The organism is Stenotrophomonas sp. YJH_SMC_10 (genome assembly GCF_059371555.1).
Map to the genome: position 1 here is coordinate 98,506 of NZ_JCAFUS010000006.1, position 19,831 is coordinate 118,336.

Below are 19,831 nucleotides of genomic sequence, written 5' to 3' on the forward strand. Positions count from 1 at the left end.
CCGCCCCGGACTGATCGGGATCAACGCGCCGACCACACCCGCTCCGGCATGCTGGCCGCAGGCTGACTGGCCCCGGGGTGCAGTCGCAGCCACCCTTGAAACCGGGTGGGGCAACCGCATCTTTCCAGCATTGCCGGCCCAGGCCGGCCCTGATGACCGATGAGGATTCGCAATGCGGATGGACAAGCTCACCTCGCGTTTCCAGCAGGCGCTGGCAGACGCACAGTCGTTGGCCGTGGGCCGCGACAACAGCATCATCGAACCGGTCCACCTGTTCAGCGCGCTGCTGGACCAGCAGGGTGGCAGCACGCGCCCACTGCTGGCCCAGGCCGGGGTGAACGTGCCGGTGCTGCGCGAGCGCCTGACCGAGGCGCTGGACGCACTGCCCAAGGTATCCGGCCAGGCCGGCAACGTCTCGATGGGCAACGATCTGGGGCGCCTGCTGAACCAGACCGACAAGCTGGCGCAGCAGCACGGGGACGCCTTCATTGCCAGCGAGTGGTTCGTGCTGGCGGCGCTGGACGACGGCGGCACGCTGGGCATGGCGCTGCGCGCCGCCGGTGCCGACAAGACCCGCCTGCAGGCGGCGATCGACAAGCTGCGTGGCGGTGAGAACGTGCAGTCGGAGAATGCCGAGGAACAGCGGCAGGCGCTGGAGAAGTACACCATCGACCTGACCGCGCGTGCCGAGAGCGGCAAGCTCGACCCGGTGATCGGCCGTGACGAGGAAATCCGCCGCACCATCCAGGTGCTGCAGCGCCGGACCAAGAACAACCCGGTGCTGATCGGCGAGCCGGGCGTGGGCAAGACCGCGATCGTGGAAGGGCTGGCCCAGCGCATCATCAACGACGAAGTACCCGAAGGCCTGCGCGGCAAGCGCGTGCTGTCGCTGGACATGGGCGCGCTGATTGCCGGGGCCAAGTTCCGCGGCGAATTCGAGGAGCGCCTGAAGGGTGTGCTCAACGACCTGGCCAAGAACGAAGGCCAGATCATCCTGTTCATCGATGAGCTGCACACCATGGTCGGCGCGGGCAAGGCCGACGGTGCGATGGATGCCGGCAACATGCTGAAGCCGGCGCTGGCACGCGGCGAGCTGCACTGCATCGGCGCCACCACGCTGGACGAATACCGCAAGTACATCGAGAAGGACGCTGCGCTGGAGCGACGCTTCCAGAAGGTCTTCGTCGGTGAGCCGTCGGTGGAGGACACCATCGCGATCCTGCGCGGGCTGAAGGAAAAGTACGCCGTGCACCACGGGGTGGAGATCACCGACCCGGCCATCGTGGCCGCCGCCACGCTGTCCAACCGCTACATCACCGACCGCCAGCTGCCGGACAAGGCCATCGACCTGATGGACGAGGCTGCCTCGCGCCTGCGCATGGAGATCGACTCCAAGCCGGAGGAGCTGGATCGGCTGGAGCGCCGGGTGATCCAGTTGAAGATCCAGCGCGAGATGCTGAAGAAGGAGAAGGACGAGGCCTCGCGGCAGCGCCTGGCCGACCTGGAAAACGACATCGACGGGCTGGAGCGCGAGTTCTCCGACCTCAATGAAATCTGGAAGTCGGAGAAGGCCGCGCTGCAGGGCGCCACTAAGATCAAGGAACAGGTCGAGCAGGCCAAGCTGGAGCTGGAGGCCGCGCAGCGCCGCCAGGATTTCGCCAAGATGAGCGAGATCCAGTACGGCCTGTTGCCGCAGCTGGAAAAGCAGCTGGCCGCGGCCCAGGAAGCCGAGCACAAGGACTTCAAGCTGGTGCAGGATCGCGTGACCGACGAGGAGATCGCCGAGGTCGTATCGCGCTGGACCGGCATTCCGGTCAACAAGATGCTCGAAGGCGAGCGCGACAAGCTGCTGCGCATGGAAGAGGTGCTGCACAACCGCGTGGTCGGCCAGGAGGAAGCGATCAAGGTCGTCTCCGATGCGGTGCGCCGCTCGCGAGCGGGCCTGTCCGATCCGAATCGCCCGGCCGGCTCGTTCCTGTTCCTCGGCCCGACCGGCGTCGGCAAGACCGAGCTGTGCAAGTCGCTGGCCGAGTTCCTGTTCGACAGCGCCGACGCGATGATCCGCATCGACATGAGCGAGTTCATGGAGAAGCACAGCGTCGCCCGCTTGATCGGTGCGCCCCCGGGCTATGTCGGCTACGAGGAAGGCGGCTACCTGACCGAGGCGGTGCGTCGTCGCCCGTATTCGCTGATCCTGCTGGACGAAGTGGAGAAGGCGCATCCGGATGTGTTCAACATCCTGCTGCAGGTGCTGGACGATGGCCGCCTGACCGATGGCCAGGGCCGCACCGTGGACTTCCGCAACACCGTCATCGTGATGACCTCCAACCTGGGCTCGCACCAGATCCAGGACATGAGCGCCGACGACAGTCCGGAGGCCTACACGCAGATGAAAGCAGCGGTGATGGGCGTGGTGCAGGCGCACTTCCGTCCGGAGTTCATCAACCGCCTGGACGACATCGTGGTGTTCCACCCGCTGGACAAGCAGCAGATCAAGCAGATCGCGCGCATCCAGATGCGCGGGCTGGAGAAGCGCCTGGCCGAGCGCGGGCTGAAGCTGGCGGTCTCCGATGCGGCGTTCGACCTGCTCGGCAACGTCGGCTTCGATCCGGTGTACGGCGCGCGCCCGTTGAAGCGTGCGATCCAGTCGCAGCTGGAAAACCCGCTGGCGCAGCAGATCCTGTCCGGCGCCTTCGTCAACGGCGATACCATCGAAGTCGGCAACGACGGTGGTCGCCTGGTCTTCGCCAAGGCTTGAACCGGTGGCGCCCCGGCCATGGCTGGGGCGCCATCCGAGCCTTGGCAGCGCACGATGGTCCTGTTTCACTTTCGCAAGGATGAGGAGAACCGCATGGACGTTGCCCGCAGGGCTTCATTCTGCATGACGCTGGCGTTGGCTGCTGTTTGTGGACACGCCGCGGCCGCCGAACAGGTCCAGCTGCCGCCGATGAAGGGCTACCAGCAGGCCCACCAGAGCACCGACGCGCAAGGCAACCGCATCACCGAGTACGTGCCACAGGGCCAGACCGTGCACGACTGGACCGACATGGTCACCGTCAACGATGCGCCGAACAGTGGCCATGTGAGTCCGCGTGAGTTCCTCGGCATCATCGAGGCGGGGTGGCGCATCGCCTGTCCGGCGGCGCAGAGCCACTGGATCCGCGAAGGCGAAGAAGGGGGACGGCCCTTCGCCCTGCTGATGCTCGGCTGCCCGCAGAATCCAGGGACAGGCAAGCCCGAGTTCACCTGGATCAAGGGCATGCAGGGCAGGCAGGGCTTCCACACCGTGCAGAAGTCGTTCCGCTCCGAGCCGGAGAAGGAGGACGTCGTGCAGTGGATCGGCTGGCTGCGCGAGGTCGGGTTGTGCGGCAGCGGCGACGCGCCGGCCTGCCGCTGATCGCAGAAGGAAAGGGCGCCCAGCGGCGCCCTTCATGCATCAGAAGCGGTGGGTGTAACCGCTCATCAGCCCGAACTGGTTTGCCTTCTGCACGATCGGGCTGTCGGCGGCATCGCCGAGCAGGCGCGTGCCTTCGGCCGAGATGTACCAGTTGCCATTGCGGCCGACGCGGTGGCTCCACTTCAGGCCGACACCGGCGCTGACCAGGCCGGCCTTCGGCGTGTGTTCGGCAAAGCCGGTGCGCGCCGCCTGTGCCGGACTGACGCCGTACCAGGTCTGCAGGTAACCGCGGTTGCCGTAGTCGGTGGAGACGCTGCCGCTGACCACGCCGCCGGCCAGGTCGAACAGCGGCAGGGTCAGGTTCAGATGGATCTGCTGGGTGGCCAGGCCATTCTCGGCCTTGTCCTCATCCTTGCGGGTGAACTGCCAGGAGCCGCTCAGCACGGCTTCGCCGAGCGTATAACCCGCCGAGACGCCGACCAGGGGACGGGCATCGATATCACCCATGCCGCGCAGGAAGTCGGAACCGCCAAGCAGCGAGTCCTTGTCCTTGCGGATACCACTGGCACCCACATAGGCCCGCACGCGGGTGTGCTCGCCGAGGGAGGTGCCCCAGCCGATGCCACTGGTGCCCAGAAACCAGCCCCCCGGCGCGGTGGCATCGAACGACAGCGAGGGCGTTGCACGATACTCCTCACTGCCGCTGTAGCGTGGTGCCACGCCGCCCCCGGCGGCGAGCTCGAAGGTCCAGTGGTCATCCTTGGCGTAAGCGATCGGGGCGGCGAACACCGGCAGCAGGGCCAGGCAGAGCAGGGCAGGGGAACGGCGAAGCGGGGACATGGAAACTCTCGACAATGGGAGGAAAGCAGCACGCGCATCCGGCGCGCGCTGCAGGGTTGCCAGCGTGGCGATACGCCGGCGACCGATCCGTCCGCAGTTGTGCGGGAGTTGTAACCAACTGTAAGCGCGCCCGTGGGCGTTCAGCTGGCAGCCAGCGGCCAGTGCATTTCCAGGCGTGCGCCGCCAAGGGTGGCGCGGCCGATGCGCAGCTCGCCGTGGTGGCGCGCGGCGATGCGGCCGACGATCGCCAGGCCCAGGCCGAAGCCGCCGGTGTCACGGCTGCGGCTGTCATCCAGGCGAGTGAACGGGCGGACCACCTTCTCGCGGTCGGCCTCGGCGATGCCGGGGCCATCGTCGTCCACGCGCAGACAGGCGCGTCCGCCCACACCGACCAGCGACACTTCCACCTGCGAGCGCGCGTGGCGCAGCGCATTGCCGACCAGGTTGCTCAGCGCCAGCTGCAGCAGGCGTGGCTCGGCATCCACCCGTGGCAACGCACTGGGCTGCACGCGCAGCACCAGGCCGGCGCGTTCCGCATCACGGCGCGCATCGGCCAGGCAGGCCTGCAGCCAGTCATCGGCTTCGATGCGCTGCATCGGCTCGCCTTCGCTGGGATGCTCCAGCCGTTCGTAGGCCAGCAGTTCGCTGACCAGCCGGTTGAGTTCGGCCAGGTCGCCATGCAGTCCCTCCGCCAGTCGCGCGCGGCGTTCGCGATCATCGCTGTCCTGCATCAGGTCCAGGCCGAAGGCCACGCGCGCGATGGGCGTGCGCAGTTCGTGCGAAATGGCATGCGTGAGATCGCGCTGGCGCTGCACCAGTTCGGCCACGCGCGCGGCCATGCGGTTGGAATGGTCGACGATGACGCGGATCTGCGAGCGCGGCGAGACCTGTGCGCGTGCCTGCAGATCACCGGCGCCGATGCGGTCGGCATGCAGGCGCAACGCTTCGAGATCGCGCCAGAGCAGGCGTACCCAGGCATACAGGCTGGCGCCCACCAGCAGCAGGATGCTGAGGTAGGCGGCGAGGGTCATGTACGTGGTCATCTGCACGGCCCCAGGCAGGCGCAGGTGCAGCCAGCGACCATCGACCCCCTCGATGGGCAGCAGGACCTGCTGGTACTGATCGCGCACGATGAAGCCATCGGCCTGCACGGCCGCCTGTTCCTGCCGATCGAGCGCGGGAGGACCGTCGAGCAGGGTCAAGGCAATGCCGTAGTGGGGTTGCCACTGCCGCAGGCGCTCACGCTGCTGACCCGCGTCCAGGCCCGCAAGGCCGCTGCGCAGGGCGTACACCTGCCCGCGCACCTGCTGGACGAAAACGCGATCCTGCACGGGCGTGTAGATGCCATCCAGGATGTGGTTGAGGAAGAACACCGAGGCCAGGAAGCAGGCACCGGTGACGAACCACAGCCACAGGAACAGCCGCTTCATTCCGACCAGGCCGCAGGATTGAACTGGTAGCCGCGTCCCCACACGGTCTTGATGCGCCGCGGTTCGCGTGCGTCGTCACCGAGTTTGCGGCGCAGCTTGCCGATGCAGACGTCCACGCTGCGGTCCAGGCCGTCGAAGCCTATCCCGCGCACCGCCTGCAGGATCTGGTCACGCGACAGGATCTGTCCGGGCTGGCTGGCCAGCAGCCACAGGATCTCGAATTCGGTGGTGCCCACGTCCACCGCCGCGCCGTGCAGGTGCACTTCGCGCTGCATGCGATCGATCAGCAGTTGCCCGTGCATCAGCCGGCTGGGCGTGCCGGTGGTGCTGCTGCCATGGCGGCGGCGCAGCAGGGCGCGCAGGCGGGCCAGCAGCAGGCGCGGCTCGATCGGCTTGTGCACATAGTCATCGGCACCCGACTCCAGGCCCAGCACCTGTTCGATGTCGTCCTCGCAGGCGGTCAGCATCAGGATCGGCACATCGGAAAAGCTGCGGATCTGCCGGCACACATCGATGCCGCCCAGGCCGGGCAGCATCAGGTCCAGCACCACCAGCTCCGGCACGTGCTGGCGGCAGGCCGCGCCCGCAAGGTCACCGCGGGCCACATGCCGCACGGCAAAGCCATGTTCGTGGAGGTAATCGCTGACCAGTTCGGCCAGGCGGCGGTCGTCCTCCACCAGCAGCACCGAGGTGGGTGAGTGGCTGGGCGCAGGGGTCCAGGAAGATGGCTGCATGCGAGGGGCCTCCGTGCCCGGGCAGGAGCGCCCGGCGGCGAAGCCTAGCAACGGCCCATGACGACTGCCTGAATCGCGACCAACCTGATAACCGTGGGTACGGCCGTCATCGCCAGTGGCTTTCAGCGGCGGCCCGCGGCTGGCCTATGGTGGCCGTTTCCCCGGATGGAGCCTGGCCCGATGAGCGACCCGCAGTGGCAACTGGAAACCCTGGCCGTGCACGGCGGCTACCGTCCCGACCCGACCACCCGCGCGGTGGCCGTGCCGATCTACCAGACCGTGGCGTATGCGTTCGACGACACCCAGCACGGCGCCGACCTGTTTGACCTGAAGGTGCCCGGCAACATCTACACCCGCATCATGAACCCCACCACCGACGTGCTGGAACAGCGCCTGGCCGCGTTGGAAGGCGGCATCGGCGCGCTGGCGCTGGCCTCGGGGCAGGCCGCGATCACCTACGCCATCCAGACCATCGCCGAAGCCGGTGACACCATCGTCGCCTCCAGTGCGCTCTACGGTGGCAGCCTCAATCTGCTGGCGCACACGCTGCCGCAGTACGGCATCCAGGCGCGCTTCGCCGACCCGGCCGACCCGGCCGCGTTCGCCGCGCTGATCGACGAACGCACCAAGGCGGTGTTCGTCGAATCCATCGGCAACCCGCGCGGCAATGTCACCGACATCGCCGCCATCGCCAAGGTCGCGCATGCCGCCGGGGTGCCGCTGATCGTCGACAACACGGTGGCTACGCCCTTCCTGCTGCGCCCGTTCGAGCACGGCGCCGACATCGTGGTGCATTCGCTGACCAAGTACCTGGGCGGGCACGGCAACAGCCTGGGCGGCGCGATCATCGATTCGGGCCGCTTCGATTGGGCGGCGCAACCCACGCGCTTCGCGCGGCTCAACCAGCCCGACCCCAGTTACCACGGCGTGGTCTATACCGAAGCGTTGGGGCCGGCGGCCTACATCGGCCGCGCGCGGGTGGTGCCATTGCGCAATACCGGCGCAGCGCTGTCGCCGTTCAATGCGTTCCTGCTCCTGCAGGGCATCGAGACCCTGGCCCTGCGCATGGAACGCATCAACGCCAATGCGCTGGCTGTGGCGCAGTTCCTCAAGGCGCACGCCAAGGTGGCCTGGGTGCGCTATGCGGGATTACCTGACGATCCCGAGCATGCCGCCGCGCAGCGCTACCTGCGCGGGCATGGGTCGGGCGTGCTGACCTTCGGCCTGCCCGGTGGCCGTGAAGCCGGCGCACGCTTCCTCGATGCGCTGAAGCTGTTCACCCGCCTGGTCAACCTGGGGGATGCGAAGTCGCTGGCGACCCACCCGGCCTCGACCACGCATCGCCAACTGGATGCCGCCGAACTGGCCAAGGCCGGGGTCAGCGAGGACACCGTGCGCCTGTCCATCGGCATCGAGCACATCGGCGACCTGCGCGCCGACCTGGAACAGGCCCTGGCCGGCGCCTGATAGCCACGCGCTTGGTCGTCATCGCCACAGGCGATCACCACGGGCCGAGCGATGCGTTACGGTGGAACTGCCTCTCCAAGGCAGTGGCAACGTGGCGATCCAGATCCCCGGTCGATGCGGGTCGACCGGGGATCTTTCTGTTTCCGGGGTCAGATCCGTTTTCCTGCGGAAAACGGATCTGACCCCAGGAGTATTTCCGATAGATCGCGGAAAACCGTCGAAGGCGGGCTGGGTCCGGTTGCGGGAGTGTCCGCGGCATGGATGCCGCGGCCAAGCCCCCATGGAAGGGTTTACGGCGTCTCCCGCAACTGGCCCCATCCCGCCATTCCACGGGATGCCAGCTTTTGCTTCTGCCGTTGCCGTTGAAGTTGATTCAGCCGGTGCAGGGCTGCAAGCCCTGCCGCAGACCCCTCACACCACCGGGATGCTGTGCTGCCCCAGGTTCCGGTACGGCGGCGTCGACATGATCATCTCCGCCAGCGAATAGGCCAGCTCGCGCTCGGCCATCACCGTGCCATCGGCACCATGTTCCAGCAGATGCTTCACCTCGGCATCGCTGTGCGCACGCGCCAGCAGCGTCAGGTCCGGATTGATCGCCCGCAGCTTGGCCAGTGCTTCACCGGCTTCCAGCGGCTGCGGAATCGCCAGCACCGCGATCTTGGCCCGCTCCGGATGCGCCTCGGCCAGCACCCGGTCGGCCGCCGCACTGCCGCGGATCGCCGCCAGGCCCTTGGCGTGGGCTTCCTCGACGTGTTCCTTGTTGTCGTCGATCACCAGCACCGGCACGCCACGGTCGCGCAGCACCTGCGCCAGTTCGCTGCCGACCCGGCCATAGCCGATCACGATGGCGTGGTCATGCAGGTCGCGCGACGGGCCGATCGCTTCGGGCGGCTCGGGCGCCTGCGGCGACTGCTCCTGCTTGGCCTGCCAACGGTCCAGCAGGCCGAACACCAGCGGGTTGAGCATGATCGACACCAGCGCACCGGCCAGCACCAGCGACTGGCCTTCCTTCGGCAGGATCTGCAGGGCCACGCCGAGGCCGGCGATGATGAAGGCGAACTCGCCGATCTGCGCCAGGCTGGCCGAGATGGTCAGCGCGGTGCTGGTCGGGTGGCCGAAGGCACGCACGATGAAGAATGCCGCCGCCGACTTGCCGAACATGATGATGGCGACGGTGGCCAGCACCTGCCACGGATGCTGGACAAGGATGTTGGGGTCGAACAGCATCCCGACCGAGACAAAGAACAGCACCGCGAACGCGTCGCGCAGTGGCAGCGAATCATGCGCGGCCTTGTGGCTCAGCTCCGATTCGTTGAGCAGCATGCCGGCGAAGAACGCGCCCAGCGCGAACGAGACGCCGAACAGCATCGCCGAGCCGAACGCCACGCCCAGCGCGATCGCCAGCACGGACAGGGTGAACAGCTCACGCGAACCGGTGCCGGCGATGCGCTCGAGGATCCACGGGATGACCCGCCGGCCGACCACCAGCATCACCGCCACGAACAGGCCCAGCTGCACGAAGGTCCAGCCGATGTCGGCCAGCACGCTGCCCAGCGAGTGCGATTCCTTGGACGCGTCCGGACCGAACACGCCTGCCATTACCGGCATCATCACCAGCGCCAGCACGCAGGCCAGGTCTTCCACGATCAGCCAGCCGACCGCGATCTTGCCGCGCATGGTTTCCAGCAGGCGGCGTTCCTCCATTGCCCGCAGCAGCACCACGGTACTGGCGGTGGCCAGCGAGAAACCAAAGATGACGCCATGGATGGCCGGCCAGCCCATCAGCGAGGCCACGCCCCAGCCGAGCAGGGTGGCGACCGCGATCTGGCCGATGGCGCCGGGGATGGCGATCGCCTTGACCGCCATCAGGTCCTTCAACGAGAAGTGCAGGCCGACGCCGAACATCAGCAGCATCACGCCCAGTTCGGCCAGCTGGTTGGCCAGTGCCTGGTCGGCGACGAAGCCGGGGGTGAACGGGCCTACGCAGATGCCAGCAACCAGGTAACCGACCAGGGGAGACAAGCGGAGCTTGTTGGCCAGCGCGCCGAAGATGAAGGCGAGCCCCAGGCCAACGGCAACGATGTTGATCAGGTCGGTGTCATGGTGCATCGGCACTCGCAGGCAATCGGGGGTATCCCGATTTTCACCGATGAGGCCAGATACGGCAAATCCGCCGGCCACGTGCCGTGGCCGGCGGATTTGCCTACGCATTCCTCTTCAACCCACGCCTTCGGCGCGCCCCTTCAACAAGAAGGGGCTCTCCTCCAGGCGCGGCCCGGGCATGCCGGCCAGCGGCCGGCAGTACCGCTTACCAGGTGTACTTGATCCGACCGTACACATACGCGCCGTTGAAGCCGAACGGCGAGTAGTTGCTGTACGGCAGCATGCCGAAGGTGGAGTTCTGCAGGTCTTCGGTGCGGTCCGGGTACTTGTCGAGCAGGTTGTCGGCGCCCACGGTGAGGGTCCAGTTGCTGCTCGGCTTGTAGCTGGCCGAGGCATCCACCACCCAGGCGTCGCCGTAGGTCTGGTCACGCAGCGCGGTGGCCGAGTTGCGCACGGTGAATTTGCCGTAGCGGGTGGCGGCCAGGCCCAGCTCCCAGTGGTCCGAACGCCAGGTGCCGCTCAGGATCGCCTTGTCGCGCGGGTAGCTGTCCTCGATGCGACCGATCTCATCACGGCCGATCAGCGACTGGGTCAGGCCTAGGGTGCCGAATACCGCCGGGGTGCCGCCGACACGGCGCACTTCGGTGTCGTTGTAGCTGTAGGCCGCGGTCAGCTCCAGGCTGCTGGCGGTGAACGGTACGGTGTAGCTGGAGACGAAGTCGACGCCACGGGTGCGCGTATCCAGGCCGTTGGTGAAGTAGGAGAACGCGGTCACCTGCGGCAGGCCCAGGGTGCCCAGCAGCGCGCTGGTGGCCGCGTTGGTGGTGATGCTGGACGACAACGCGATGCGGTCGTCAATGTCGATCTGGTAGGCATCGACGGTGATGTACAGGCGATCGACCGGCTGCAGCACCAGGCCCAGGCTGTACGAGGTGGAGGTCTCGGCCTTCAGCGGCGAGGCGCCCAGCGCCTGCGCGGCCTGGCTGGTGGTCGGGAAGGTGCCGCGCTCGACGAATACGCCATTGAGGAACTGGCTGGTCACCGCCTGGTAGCCCTGCTGGGCCAGCGAGGGCGCGCGGAAGCCACTGGAGGCGGTGGCCCGCAGCGCCACCTTGTCGGTGAACGCGTAGCGCGCCGACAGCTTGCCCGAGAAGCGGTCGCCGAAGTCCGAGTAGTCCTCGTAGCGGCCGGTGATGCCGGCCGAGAACTTCTCGGTCAGGTCCGCTTCCAGGCCGGCGTAAACCGCGTAGTTGTGGCGGTCGGCATGCACTTCATTGGTCGGGGTGAAGCCCGCGAAGCCCTGCGCGCCGCTGCCGGTGTACGAGTTCAGTTCGCCCGGGTTCTGGTCCCACTTCTCCTTGCGGTACTCGCCGCCGAAGGACAGCGTGACCGGGTAGGCCAGGCCCCAGTCCAGCGACTTGGTCAGATCGGCATTGAAGATGTCCTGCTGGTACTTCAGCGTGCCGTCGTAGAACGAGCGCGGGCTGGTCGCACCGAGGCTGTAGTTGATGCTGTTGCGGGTGTGGAAGTCCAGGGTGTTCTCGCCGTGGTTCAGGCTCAGGTCCCAGGTCCAGCCGTTGTCGGTGTTGCCCTTGACCCCGGCCACCAGCGAGCGGTCCTTGGAATACTGGTTGATCTCCGGCACGTAGCCGTCCGGGTAGGTCTGCGCCAGCAGCGCGCTCTGCCCGCTGTGGTTGCGCGAACGGTAGAAGGCGAACGAGGTGATGTCGCGGTTGCTGAGCAGCGCGCTGGCGTAGCCGGTCACGTGGTCGCTGAAGTCGAAGCTGGCGTTGGCCGAGGCCGCGGTGGCATCCACGCGCGGGTCGCCGACGATGAAGGTCTTCTGGCCGATGCTGGGGAAGTTGCCGGTGTTCGGCGTGGTGCCGCGGTACGGGCCGGCGCGGTTGCTCTCGTCCTGCTGGCTGATCTGGCCGGCCACGTGCACGCGGCCGCGGCCGTTGCCGAACTCGACGCCGGTGTCGCCGGACAGCTGGTACTTGTTGCCGTCGCCGGCCGAGTACTGGCCGTAGTCCACTGCCAGGCTGCCGCCGCTGCCGCTGCCCTTGAGCACGATGTTGATGACGCCGGCGATGGCGTCCGAGCCGTACTGTGCCGAGGCACCGTCACGCAGCACTTCCACGCGCTCGATCGCGGCGATCGGGATCGCGTTGATGTCCACCGCCGACGAGCCACGGCCGATGCTGCCGTTGACGTTGATCAGCGCCGAGGTGTGGCGGCGCTTGCCGTTGACCAGCACCAGCACCTGGTCCGGCGACAGGCCGCGCAGCTGCGCCGGGCGCACGCCGCTGGTGCCGTCGGTCAGCGCCGGGCGCGGGAAGTTCAGCGAGGGCAGGGCGCGCGACAGTGCGGTGGCCAGTTCACTGGTACCGGTGGACTGCAGCACTTCGGGGGTGATGATGTCGATCGGCGACTGCGATTCGGCGACCGTACGGTCGGCCACGCGGGTGCCGGTGACGATCACCGTGTCCAGGGTGTTGGCGGCGGTGCCGGCCTGCTGGGCAGCGGCGACGAACGGAGAGCCACCGAGTGCGACAGCGACGGCGGCGGCGATCAGGCGGGTCTTGCGGGTCATCGGGATGGGGCTCCGGTTGGCGGGGGCGGCACCGGAATCGACATCACGAGCGTGAGGCGGACGGCGGTTGTTGCGGTGCGCAATACAGCAATTAACGGGATATTCAGTGCCTGTCAAATGCCAGGCGTCAGAAAAAACGTTGCAGCAGCAACCATTTAGCCCGGATCAGCGCTGGCAGGAAGGGACCCCGGGACGCGCGCGGCGGGGACGTGGGAGAGAGGAACGTCGGCCACTGCGCATCCCGGGACGCGTCAAGTATTCGTTAACGCTAGAATTGCGTCGCAGGAACAGTGCTCACCAGCACATTCCATCCGGTTATATGGACCCCTCCCCCGATGATCTCCCTTCGTAATTTCGCCTTGCGCCGCGGCGAGCGGCTGCTGTTGTCCAATGTCGACCTGACCCTGCACGCCGGTTACCGGGTAGGTGTGGTCGGCCGCAACGGTGCTGGCAAGTCCAGCCTGTTCGCGGCGGTGAAGGGCGAGCTGGAGGCCGACAAGGGTGACGTCGACCTGCCCGGCAAGGTGCGCATCGCCAGCGTGGCCCAGGAAACCCCGTCGCTGCCGGATCCGGCGCTGAGCTTCGTGCTGGGCGGCGATACCGAGGTGGCCGCGGTGCTGGCCGAAGAGGCCGAGGCGACCGCCCGCGAAGACTGGGAGGCGGTGGCCAACGCGCACACCAAGATGGCCGAGATGGGGGCCTACGACGCCGAAGCGCGTGCCGGCAAGCTGCTGCACGGCCTCGGCTTCCCTGCCGAGACGCACCACCGCGCGGTGTCCTCGTTCTCCGGCGGCTGGCGCGTGCGCCTGAACCTGGCCCGCGCGCTGATGATGCCCAGCGACCTGCTGCTGCTCGACGAACCGACCAACCACCTGGATCTGGACGCGGTGTACTGGCTGGAACAGTGGCTGCTGAAGTACCCGGGCACCCTGCTGCTGATCTCGCATGACCGCGAGTTCCTCGACAACGTGGCCACCCACACCCTGCACCTGCACGGCGGCGGCGCCAAGCTCTACCCGGGCGGCTACACTGATTTCGAGCGCCAGCGCGCCGAACAGCTGCGCCAGCAGCAGATCGCGCACGAGAAGGAACAGGCCGAGCGCGCCCACCTGCAGAGCTTCATCGACCGCTTCAAGGCGCAGGCCAGCAAGGCCGCGCAGGCGCAGAGCCGCATGAAGCGCCTGGCCAAGCTGGCCGGCACCGAAGCGGTGCGCGCCGAGCGCGAGTTCCGCATCGAGTTCGCGCCGCCGGCCAAGCTGCCGTTCTCGCTGATCCGCCTGAACCACGTCGAGGCCGGTTACGGCAAGGACGCGGTGATCCTGCACAACGTCGGCTTCGGCCTGGAAGCGGGACAGCGCATCGGCCTGCTCGGCCCGAACGGTGCGGGCAAGACCACCCTGGTGAAGACCCTGGTGGGCGAACTCGCACCGATCGTCGGCGAGCGCATGGCGCACCCGGACCTGAAGATCGGCTACTTCGCCCAGCACACGGTGGAATCGCTGCACGAAGGCCAATCGCCGATGGAGCATTTCCGCGAGATCGCCCCGGACGCACCGAACCAGTCCTTCCGCGATTTCCTCGGCAAGTGGAACTTCCCGGGCGATCGTGCATTCGAGCCGGTTGATGGCTTCTCCGGTGGCGAGCGCGCGCGCCTGGCGCTGGCGCTGATCGCCTGGCAGCAGCCGAACGTGCTGCTGCTGGACGAACCGACCAACCACCTTGACCTGGAAATGCGCGAAGCACTGGCCGAAGCGCTGGCCACCTTCGAAGGCGCGATCGTGATGGTCTCGCATGACCGCCACCTGATCGGCCTGGTCTGCGATACCTATTGGCGCGTGGCCGATGGTGTGGTCGAACCGTTCGATGGCGACCTGGACGCGTACGCCGCGTGGCTGCGCACCCGCCCGCAGGCGCAGGGCACCAAGGCGCGCATGGAGCAGGTGGAAGAGCCGGTGGTGGTCAAGACCGCACCGGTGGCGCAGGTGGTGCAGAAGAAGCCGGTGAACCCGCACAAGCTGGCCGCTGCCGAGGCCAAGGTGGCCGAACTGGAGAGCGCGCTGGCCGAGCTCGACCGCCAGCTGGCCGATCCGGCCAACTACGCCGATGCGACCCGCATGGCGGTGATCGGACGTGACCGCGAAACCACCGCGGCGCAGCTGGAAAAAGCTGAGGCAGCGTGGATGGAGCTGCTGGAGTCCTGATCACGCAAAAAAGGGGACGGAGGGGATTAAGTCGTTTGTGCCACAAACGACTTAATCCCCTCCGTCCCCTTTTTTTGTCATGCGCCCTGCGCCTGCAGCCACTCGCGGAAGCGCTTGGCCGGCTCGCGTTCGGCGCGCGAACGCAATCGCGTCAGCCAGTAGCGGCCCAGCTCCAGCGTGGTGCCGAACGGCTGCAGCAGGCGGCCTTCGGCCAGTTCCTGCTCGAACATGCGCAGGGGCAGCAGCGCCACGCCGGCTCCCCCTGCGGCGGCCATCGCCACGGTCAGCGAGGAATCGAACACCGGCCCGCGCGCTTCCACACCGCTGACGCCGGCCGCCTGCAGCCAGCGTGGCCATTCGTCGCTGCGGTAGGAGCGCAACAACGGCAGTGTGGCCAGGTCGCGCGGCTGCTTCAGCCGCCGCGCCAATGCCGGTGCGCACAGCGGCGCGAACGGGGCATCCAGGATCGCCGTGCAGGCCTGTCCCTGCCAGTCGCCATCACCGAAGCGGATCGCCAGGTCCAGCCCTTCGCCGGCCAGGTCGATGCGGTTGTTGTGGGTCTGCAGGCGCAGCTCGATGTCCGGGTGCGCCGCCTCGAACGCGGCCAGCCGTGGCAGCAGCCAGCCGGTGGCAAAGGTACCGACCACGCCCAGCGTGAGTACTTCCCGGGCCGGCCCGCCGGTGTAGCGCGCAATGCTGGCTGAGATGCGTTCAAACGATTCGTTGAGCACCGGATACAGCGCCGCGCCCTCGTCGGTCAGCGCCACGCCGCGCGGCAGGCGATGGAACAGGCGGATGCCGAGCCGGTCTTCCAGGCCCCGGATCTGGTGGCTCAGTGCGGCCTGGCTGACGCACAACTCCAGCGCGGCTCGGGTGAAGTTCTGGTGGCGGGCGGCGGCCTCGAACGCACGCAGCGCGTTCAGTGGCAGGGTGGGGTGCAGCATCGGAGAGCCGTGAGCCAGGGTGATGGCTGATCCTACCCGTTCAATGAGGAATTTCGTAAATCTCAAACAGTTGATCGCGCCAGGCATGAATTCAACTTATGGGTTGCCCTGATTTTTCGCGCTGGTGGGTCGCAGGGGAGGCGCCAATAATCGGGCGGTCACCAGGAGAACCCCTATGCTCGCCCGTCGCCGATTCCTGCAGTTCAGTGGTGCTGCCGTTGCTTCCTCGCTGCTTGCCCCGGCGCTGGCGCGAGCTGTTGCCCCAGCGTCCGGCATACCCGCCGCGAACGCCGCCATTGCCGGCGCCGCCGATTTCGCCGCGCTGGAGAAAGCCAGCGGTGGCCGCCTGGGCGTCACCGTGCTGAATACCGGTAACGGCCGTCGCATCGGCGGGCATCGGCAGGATGAGCGCTTCCCGATGTGCAGCACGTTCAAGTCGCTGCTGGTTGCCCATGTGCTGAGCCTTGCCGATGCAGGCCGCGTTTCGCTCGACACCCGTGTGCCCATCGCCGCGAAGGATCTGCTGTCCTACGCCCCGGTGGCGCGCCGCCATGTGGGCAAGGACCTGACTGTCCGCGACCTGTGCCGGGGCACGCTGACCACCAGCGACAACACGGCGGCCAACCTGCTGCTGGAGGTAGTGGGCGGGCCGCCGGCGCTGACGGCATTCCTGCGCGGGCAGGGCGACAGCATTACCCGCAATGACCGCAACGAGCCGGACGTGAATCTGTTCGTGAAGGGAGACCCGCGCGATACCACCAGCCCGGCCGCGATGGCCACCAGCCTGGCCCGCTTCGCGGTGGGCAATGGCCTGCAGCCTGCATCGCGCCAGCAGTTCGCCGATTGGCTCATCGACAACCAGACCGGCGATGCCTGCCTGCGCGCCGGGCTGGGCACGCGCTGGCGGGTGGGGGACAAGACCGGCAGCAACGGTGATGACACGCGCAACGACATCGCCGTGCTGTGGCCGCATGCGGGCGGCGCGGCGTGGGTGGTCACCGCCTATCTGCAGGGCGCGTCGGTCGATGACGACCAGCGCGCAGCGGTGCTTGCACGGGTGGGCGCGCTGGCCGATGCAATGATCGGATGAGGTAACCGGGGTCATTCGAAATGGCTTGCCGGATCGGTCGGGCACGCGCATCCTGCGCGCGTTCGAACCCCACGGAAGACCCCGATGAGCCATGAGTTGATCTACCTGCTGCTGATCTTCGCGCTGCTGGTGATCCCGCGCGCGCTGCAGCGCTTCAGCCTGCCCGCACCGCTGACCTGCCTGCTGTTCGGCATCATCGGCATGCTGTGGCTGGGCGACCAGGCGCATGACGCGGTGATCGGCCTGCTGGCCACGCTGGGGATTTCCTCGCTGTTCCTGTTCGCAGGCCTGGAGGTGGATCTGCAGGCGCTGCGGCGCGGCATGTGGCCGTTGCTGGCGCATCTGGTGATCCGCAGTGCCACGCTGTTCGGGGTCGGCTGGTTGGCCTGGCGCTACGCGGGCCTGCCGTGGCAGGCGGCCGGACTGCTGGCGCTGGCGCTGCTGACACCGTCCACCGGCTTCATCATGGACTCGCTCTCGCGGCTGGGCCTGAGCGAAGACGAGCGGTTCTGGGTCACCAGCAAGGCCATCGCCGGCGAACTGCTGGCGCTGGCGGCATTGTTCATTGTGTTGCAGGCCGGCGACCCGGGCCACATGGCGCTGTCCAGCCTGGCCCTGCTGGCGATGATGGTGGGCCTGCCGCTGCTGTTCATCGCGCTGGGACGCTGGGTGGCGCCGCACGCGCCCGGTTCGGAGTTCTCGCTGCTGGTGATGGTGGGCATGGTGGCGGCGTACATCACCTACCTGCTGGGCGTGTACTACCTGGTAGGCGCCTTCATCGCCGGCCTGGTCGCGCGCCTGCTGCACCAGCGCATGCCGCTGCTGGCCTCGCACGAGAACCTGCACGCGCTGCGCCTGTTCGCCTCGTTCTTCGTGCCGTTCTACTTCTTCAACGCTGGCACCAAGGTGCCCAGCGAAGCCCTCAGTTTCGAGGCGCTGGGGCTGGGCATCGTGATCACCCTGGTGGTACTGCCGCTGCGCATCGGCGTGGTCTGGCTGCAGCGCCGGGTGATGTTCGGCGAGAGCTTCCGCAGCAGCCTGCGCGTCTCGCTGGCGCTGGCACCGACCCTGATCTTCACCCTGGTGCTGGCGGCGATCATGCGCGAGCGCTTCCAGATTCCGGCGGTGCTGTTCGGCGCGCTGCTGCTGTACGCCGCACTGACCACGCTGTTGCCGTCGCTGGTGTTCCGCACGCCGTTCGACGTCGATCCGGTCGAGCAGGAGCCTGCGGGCGAGGGCGAAATCGCACCGGTCGCGGCCACCGACGGCGGCCATGCCGAGCCGCTGAAGGCACCACTGCCGCCGCCGGGCTGAGCCGCAGCCGCGTGCAGCGGCTTGCACTCCGGTGCGCCAACGCAGACACTGCGCGCCCGTGAAGCGCGCCCTGCCGTGGGCGGCCACTGTCAGGAGCAACAGGCGTGACCCAGGAAAGCAACCCAGACCGCAGCCTGTTGCCGGGCAAGATCCTGTTGTGGTTTTCGGCGGCCGCGCTGCTGATCCTGCTGGCCTGCAGCTGGTCGATGCCCCCGGTCGATGCCTCCGGTTTCCGGCAGACGCAGACTGCACTGTCGATCGACTGGTTGCTGCGCGGCGGCCCCTGGCTGGACTACGTGACCCCGGTGCTGGGCGCGCCCTGGTCGATTCCCTTCGAATTCCCCTTCTACCAGTGGTTGGCGGCGTTGCTGTCCAGCCTCACCGGCATGAGCGCCGACAACAGCGGGCGCCTGGTGTCTGCGCTCTTCCATGTCGGCTGCGTGTGGCTGGTCTACCGCACGCTGCTGGCGTGGCGCCCCGACCGCACGCTGGCGCTGTGCGTGGCCGGCGCATTTGCCGTCTCGCCGTACGCGCAGTTCTGGGGGCGCTCGGTGATGATGGAGTCCAGCGCCGTGTTCTTCGGCCTGCTCTTTGTCTGGGCGATGGCGCGCCTGCGCAGCCAGCCGCGCGCGTGGGTGGGCGTGGTTGCCATCGTCGCCGCGGTGCTGTCGGCGGCCATCAAGGTCACCTCGTTCTTCGGATTTGCCGCGTTCGTTGCGCTGGCCTTCCTGTGGCTGGCGCTGCGTGAACATGGCTGGCGCCCGCAATGGCTGCGGCAGCATTGGCGCCTGCTGTTCTGGGGTGGCCTGTCCGCACTTGCCGTGCTGGCCACGCTCACCCTGTGGCTGCAGCATGCCGACGCGCTGAAGGCGCAGTCGGCGCTGGGCCGGCAGATCACCTCCGATGCGTTGTCCACCTGGAACTACGGCACCCTGCAGCAGCGCCTGGATCCGGCCACCTGGTGGGGCACGGTGTTCAAGAAGCGCTTCTCCGGTGCGATCGGCTCCAACTGGATCTTCCTCATCTTCGTCATCGCCGGGCTGTGGCAGAAGCGCACGCGCGCAGCGGTGGGGATCCTGCTGCTGGCCTACCTGGCGCCGTTCCTGGTCTTCACCAACCTGCACATCGCCCATCCCTACTACCAGGCGGCCAACATCGTGTTCGCCACCTCGATCATCGGCCTGGTGCTGTGGTCGACGGTGCTGGCGGCCGAAGCGGCGGGCAAGCCGCGCCGCGGCGTCGCGCTGGCGATCGTCCTGTGCGTGCTGTCGGTGGGCTTCGGCCTGGTGAAGTCGCTGAAGGACATCAGGGAAGCGCGCGAGCCGACAGCGGTTTCGCAGATTGCCGAGGCCATCCGTACCGGCACGACGGCGCAGGGCGTGGTGGTCGCGTTCGGGCAGGACTGGTCCTCCGAACTGCCGTACTTCTCCGGCCGCCGCGCGGCGATGATTCCAGACTGGGCGTCGGACGAGGTGCTCGCGTCGCTGGCCGCCGACGATGCCGCGCTGGGTGGGCTGCCGCTGGCCGCACTGGTCAACTGCCCCAGCCAGGTGGGAAGCAGCCCCGGACGCGTGCAGTGGCAGGCGGAGATCATCCGCCGCTATGCCGCCGGTGGCCAGAAGCAGGAGATCGGCGGCTGCGAGGTCTGGCTGCACCGATGAGGTGACGTGGCCGGTGCGCAGGGTTTGCGCGCACCGGCCCGGGTCGTTAGGGTTGGG

At 67.7% G+C, this 19,831-nt stretch carries 13 protein-coding genes; 7 read left to right on the forward strand and 6 right to left on the reverse strand.

Annotation, left to right across the window (positions count from 1 at the left end; genetic code table 11):
• The first annotated feature begins 172 nt into the window (after positions 1–172).
• Both clpB and AC5P9C_RS10200 read left to right on the forward strand, forming a co-directional pair.
• Positions 173–2,758, forward strand: coding sequence for an ATP-dependent chaperone ClpB (gene clpB, locus AC5P9C_RS10195; RefSeq protein WP_012481080.1), 2,586 nt, complete (start codon positions 173–175; stop codon positions 2,756–2,758).
• A 93-nt stretch (positions 2,759–2,851) separates the two neighbouring features.
• Positions 2,852–3,397, forward strand: coding sequence for a hypothetical protein (locus AC5P9C_RS10200; protein ID WP_414615288.1), 546 nt, complete (start codon positions 2,852–2,854; stop codon positions 3,395–3,397).
• Positions 3,398–3,436: 39 nt separating this feature from the next.
• Here AC5P9C_RS10200 and AC5P9C_RS10205 read toward each other — a convergent pair whose 3' ends face one another.
• From AC5P9C_RS10205 to AC5P9C_RS10215, 3 genes are all read right to left on the reverse strand, one after another.
• A complete protein-coding gene (locus tag AC5P9C_RS10205; protein WP_053506521.1) occupies positions 3,437–4,237 on the reverse strand; it encodes a MipA/OmpV family protein in 801 nt (266 codons plus the stop codon).
• A gap of 140 nt (positions 4,238–4,377) precedes the next feature.
• The gene (locus AC5P9C_RS10210) at positions 4,378–5,667 is read right to left on the reverse strand and encodes an ATP-binding protein (protein ID WP_088476369.1); all 1,290 of its coding nucleotides are present in this window, start codon (positions 5,665–5,667) and stop codon (positions 4,378–4,380) included.
• Entirely contained in the window at positions 5,664–6,401 is a 738-nt protein-coding gene (locus AC5P9C_RS10215; protein ID WP_049467562.1) for a winged helix-turn-helix domain-containing protein, read from the reverse strand. Before AC5P9C_RS10215 ends, AC5P9C_RS10210 begins: the two co-directional genes overlap by 4 nt.
• Positions 6,402–6,581: 180 nt before the next feature.
• Between AC5P9C_RS10215 and AC5P9C_RS10220 the strand changes: the two genes are divergently transcribed.
• Positions 6,582–7,868, forward strand: a complete 1,287-nt coding sequence (locus AC5P9C_RS10220; RefSeq protein WP_343543192.1) for an O-acetylhomoserine aminocarboxypropyltransferase/cysteine synthase family protein — start codon at positions 6,582–6,584, stop codon at positions 7,866–7,868.
• Between the two features lie 411 nt (positions 7,869–8,279).
• Here AC5P9C_RS10220 and ybaL read toward each other — a convergent pair whose 3' ends face one another.
• Both ybaL and AC5P9C_RS10230 read right to left on the reverse strand, forming a co-directional pair.
• Positions 8,280–9,977 (reverse strand): YbaL family putative K(+) efflux transporter, encoded by a 1,698-nt coding sequence (gene ybaL / locus AC5P9C_RS10225; RefSeq protein ID WP_049467962.1) that lies wholly within the window; start codon positions 9,975–9,977, stop codon positions 8,280–8,282.
• 199 nt (positions 9,978–10,176) lie between these two features.
• Positions 10,177–12,564: a TonB-dependent receptor plug domain-containing protein gene (locus tag AC5P9C_RS10230; protein WP_049467960.1), complete on the reverse strand. Its 2,388-nt coding sequence runs from the start codon at positions 12,562–12,564 to the stop codon at positions 10,177–10,179.
• 335 nt (positions 12,565–12,899) lie between these two features.
• Between AC5P9C_RS10230 and AC5P9C_RS10235 the strand changes: the two genes are divergently transcribed.
• The gene (locus AC5P9C_RS10235; protein ID WP_032958937.1) at positions 12,900–14,765 is read left to right on the forward strand and encodes an ABC-F family ATP-binding cassette domain-containing protein; all 1,866 of its coding nucleotides are present in this window, start codon (positions 12,900–12,902) and stop codon (positions 14,763–14,765) included.
• Between the two features lie 77 nt (positions 14,766–14,842).
• Here AC5P9C_RS10235 and ampR read toward each other — a convergent pair whose 3' ends face one another.
• Positions 14,843–15,709 carry a LysR family transcriptional regulator AmpR gene (gene ampR, locus AC5P9C_RS10240; protein WP_049465574.1) on the reverse strand — a complete coding sequence of 289 codons (867 nt, stop codon included), beginning with the start codon at positions 15,707–15,709 and terminating at the stop codon, positions 14,843–14,845.
• A gap of 175 nt (positions 15,710–15,884) precedes the next feature.
• Between ampR and blaL2 the strand changes: the two genes are divergently transcribed.
• The 3 genes from blaL2 to AC5P9C_RS10255 all read left to right on the forward strand — a co-directional run bounded on the left by blaL2 (position 15,885) and on the right by AC5P9C_RS10255 (position 19,774).
• Positions 15,885–16,799, forward strand: a complete 915-nt coding sequence (blaL2, locus tag AC5P9C_RS10245; RefSeq protein WP_343543259.1) for a L2 family extended-spectrum class A beta-lactamase — start codon at positions 15,885–15,887, stop codon at positions 16,797–16,799.
• 84 nt (positions 16,800–16,883) lie between these two features.
• Positions 16,884–18,113, forward strand: a complete 1,230-nt coding sequence (locus tag AC5P9C_RS10250) for a cation:proton antiporter (protein ID WP_064239063.1) — start codon at positions 16,884–16,886, stop codon at positions 18,111–18,113.
• A gap of 104 nt (positions 18,114–18,217) precedes the next feature.
• On the forward strand, positions 18,218–19,774 hold the full coding sequence (locus tag AC5P9C_RS10255; protein WP_414615268.1) for an ArnT family glycosyltransferase: 1,557 nt from the start codon (positions 18,218–18,220) through the stop codon (positions 19,772–19,774).
• Positions 19,775–19,831 lie beyond the last annotated feature (57 nt).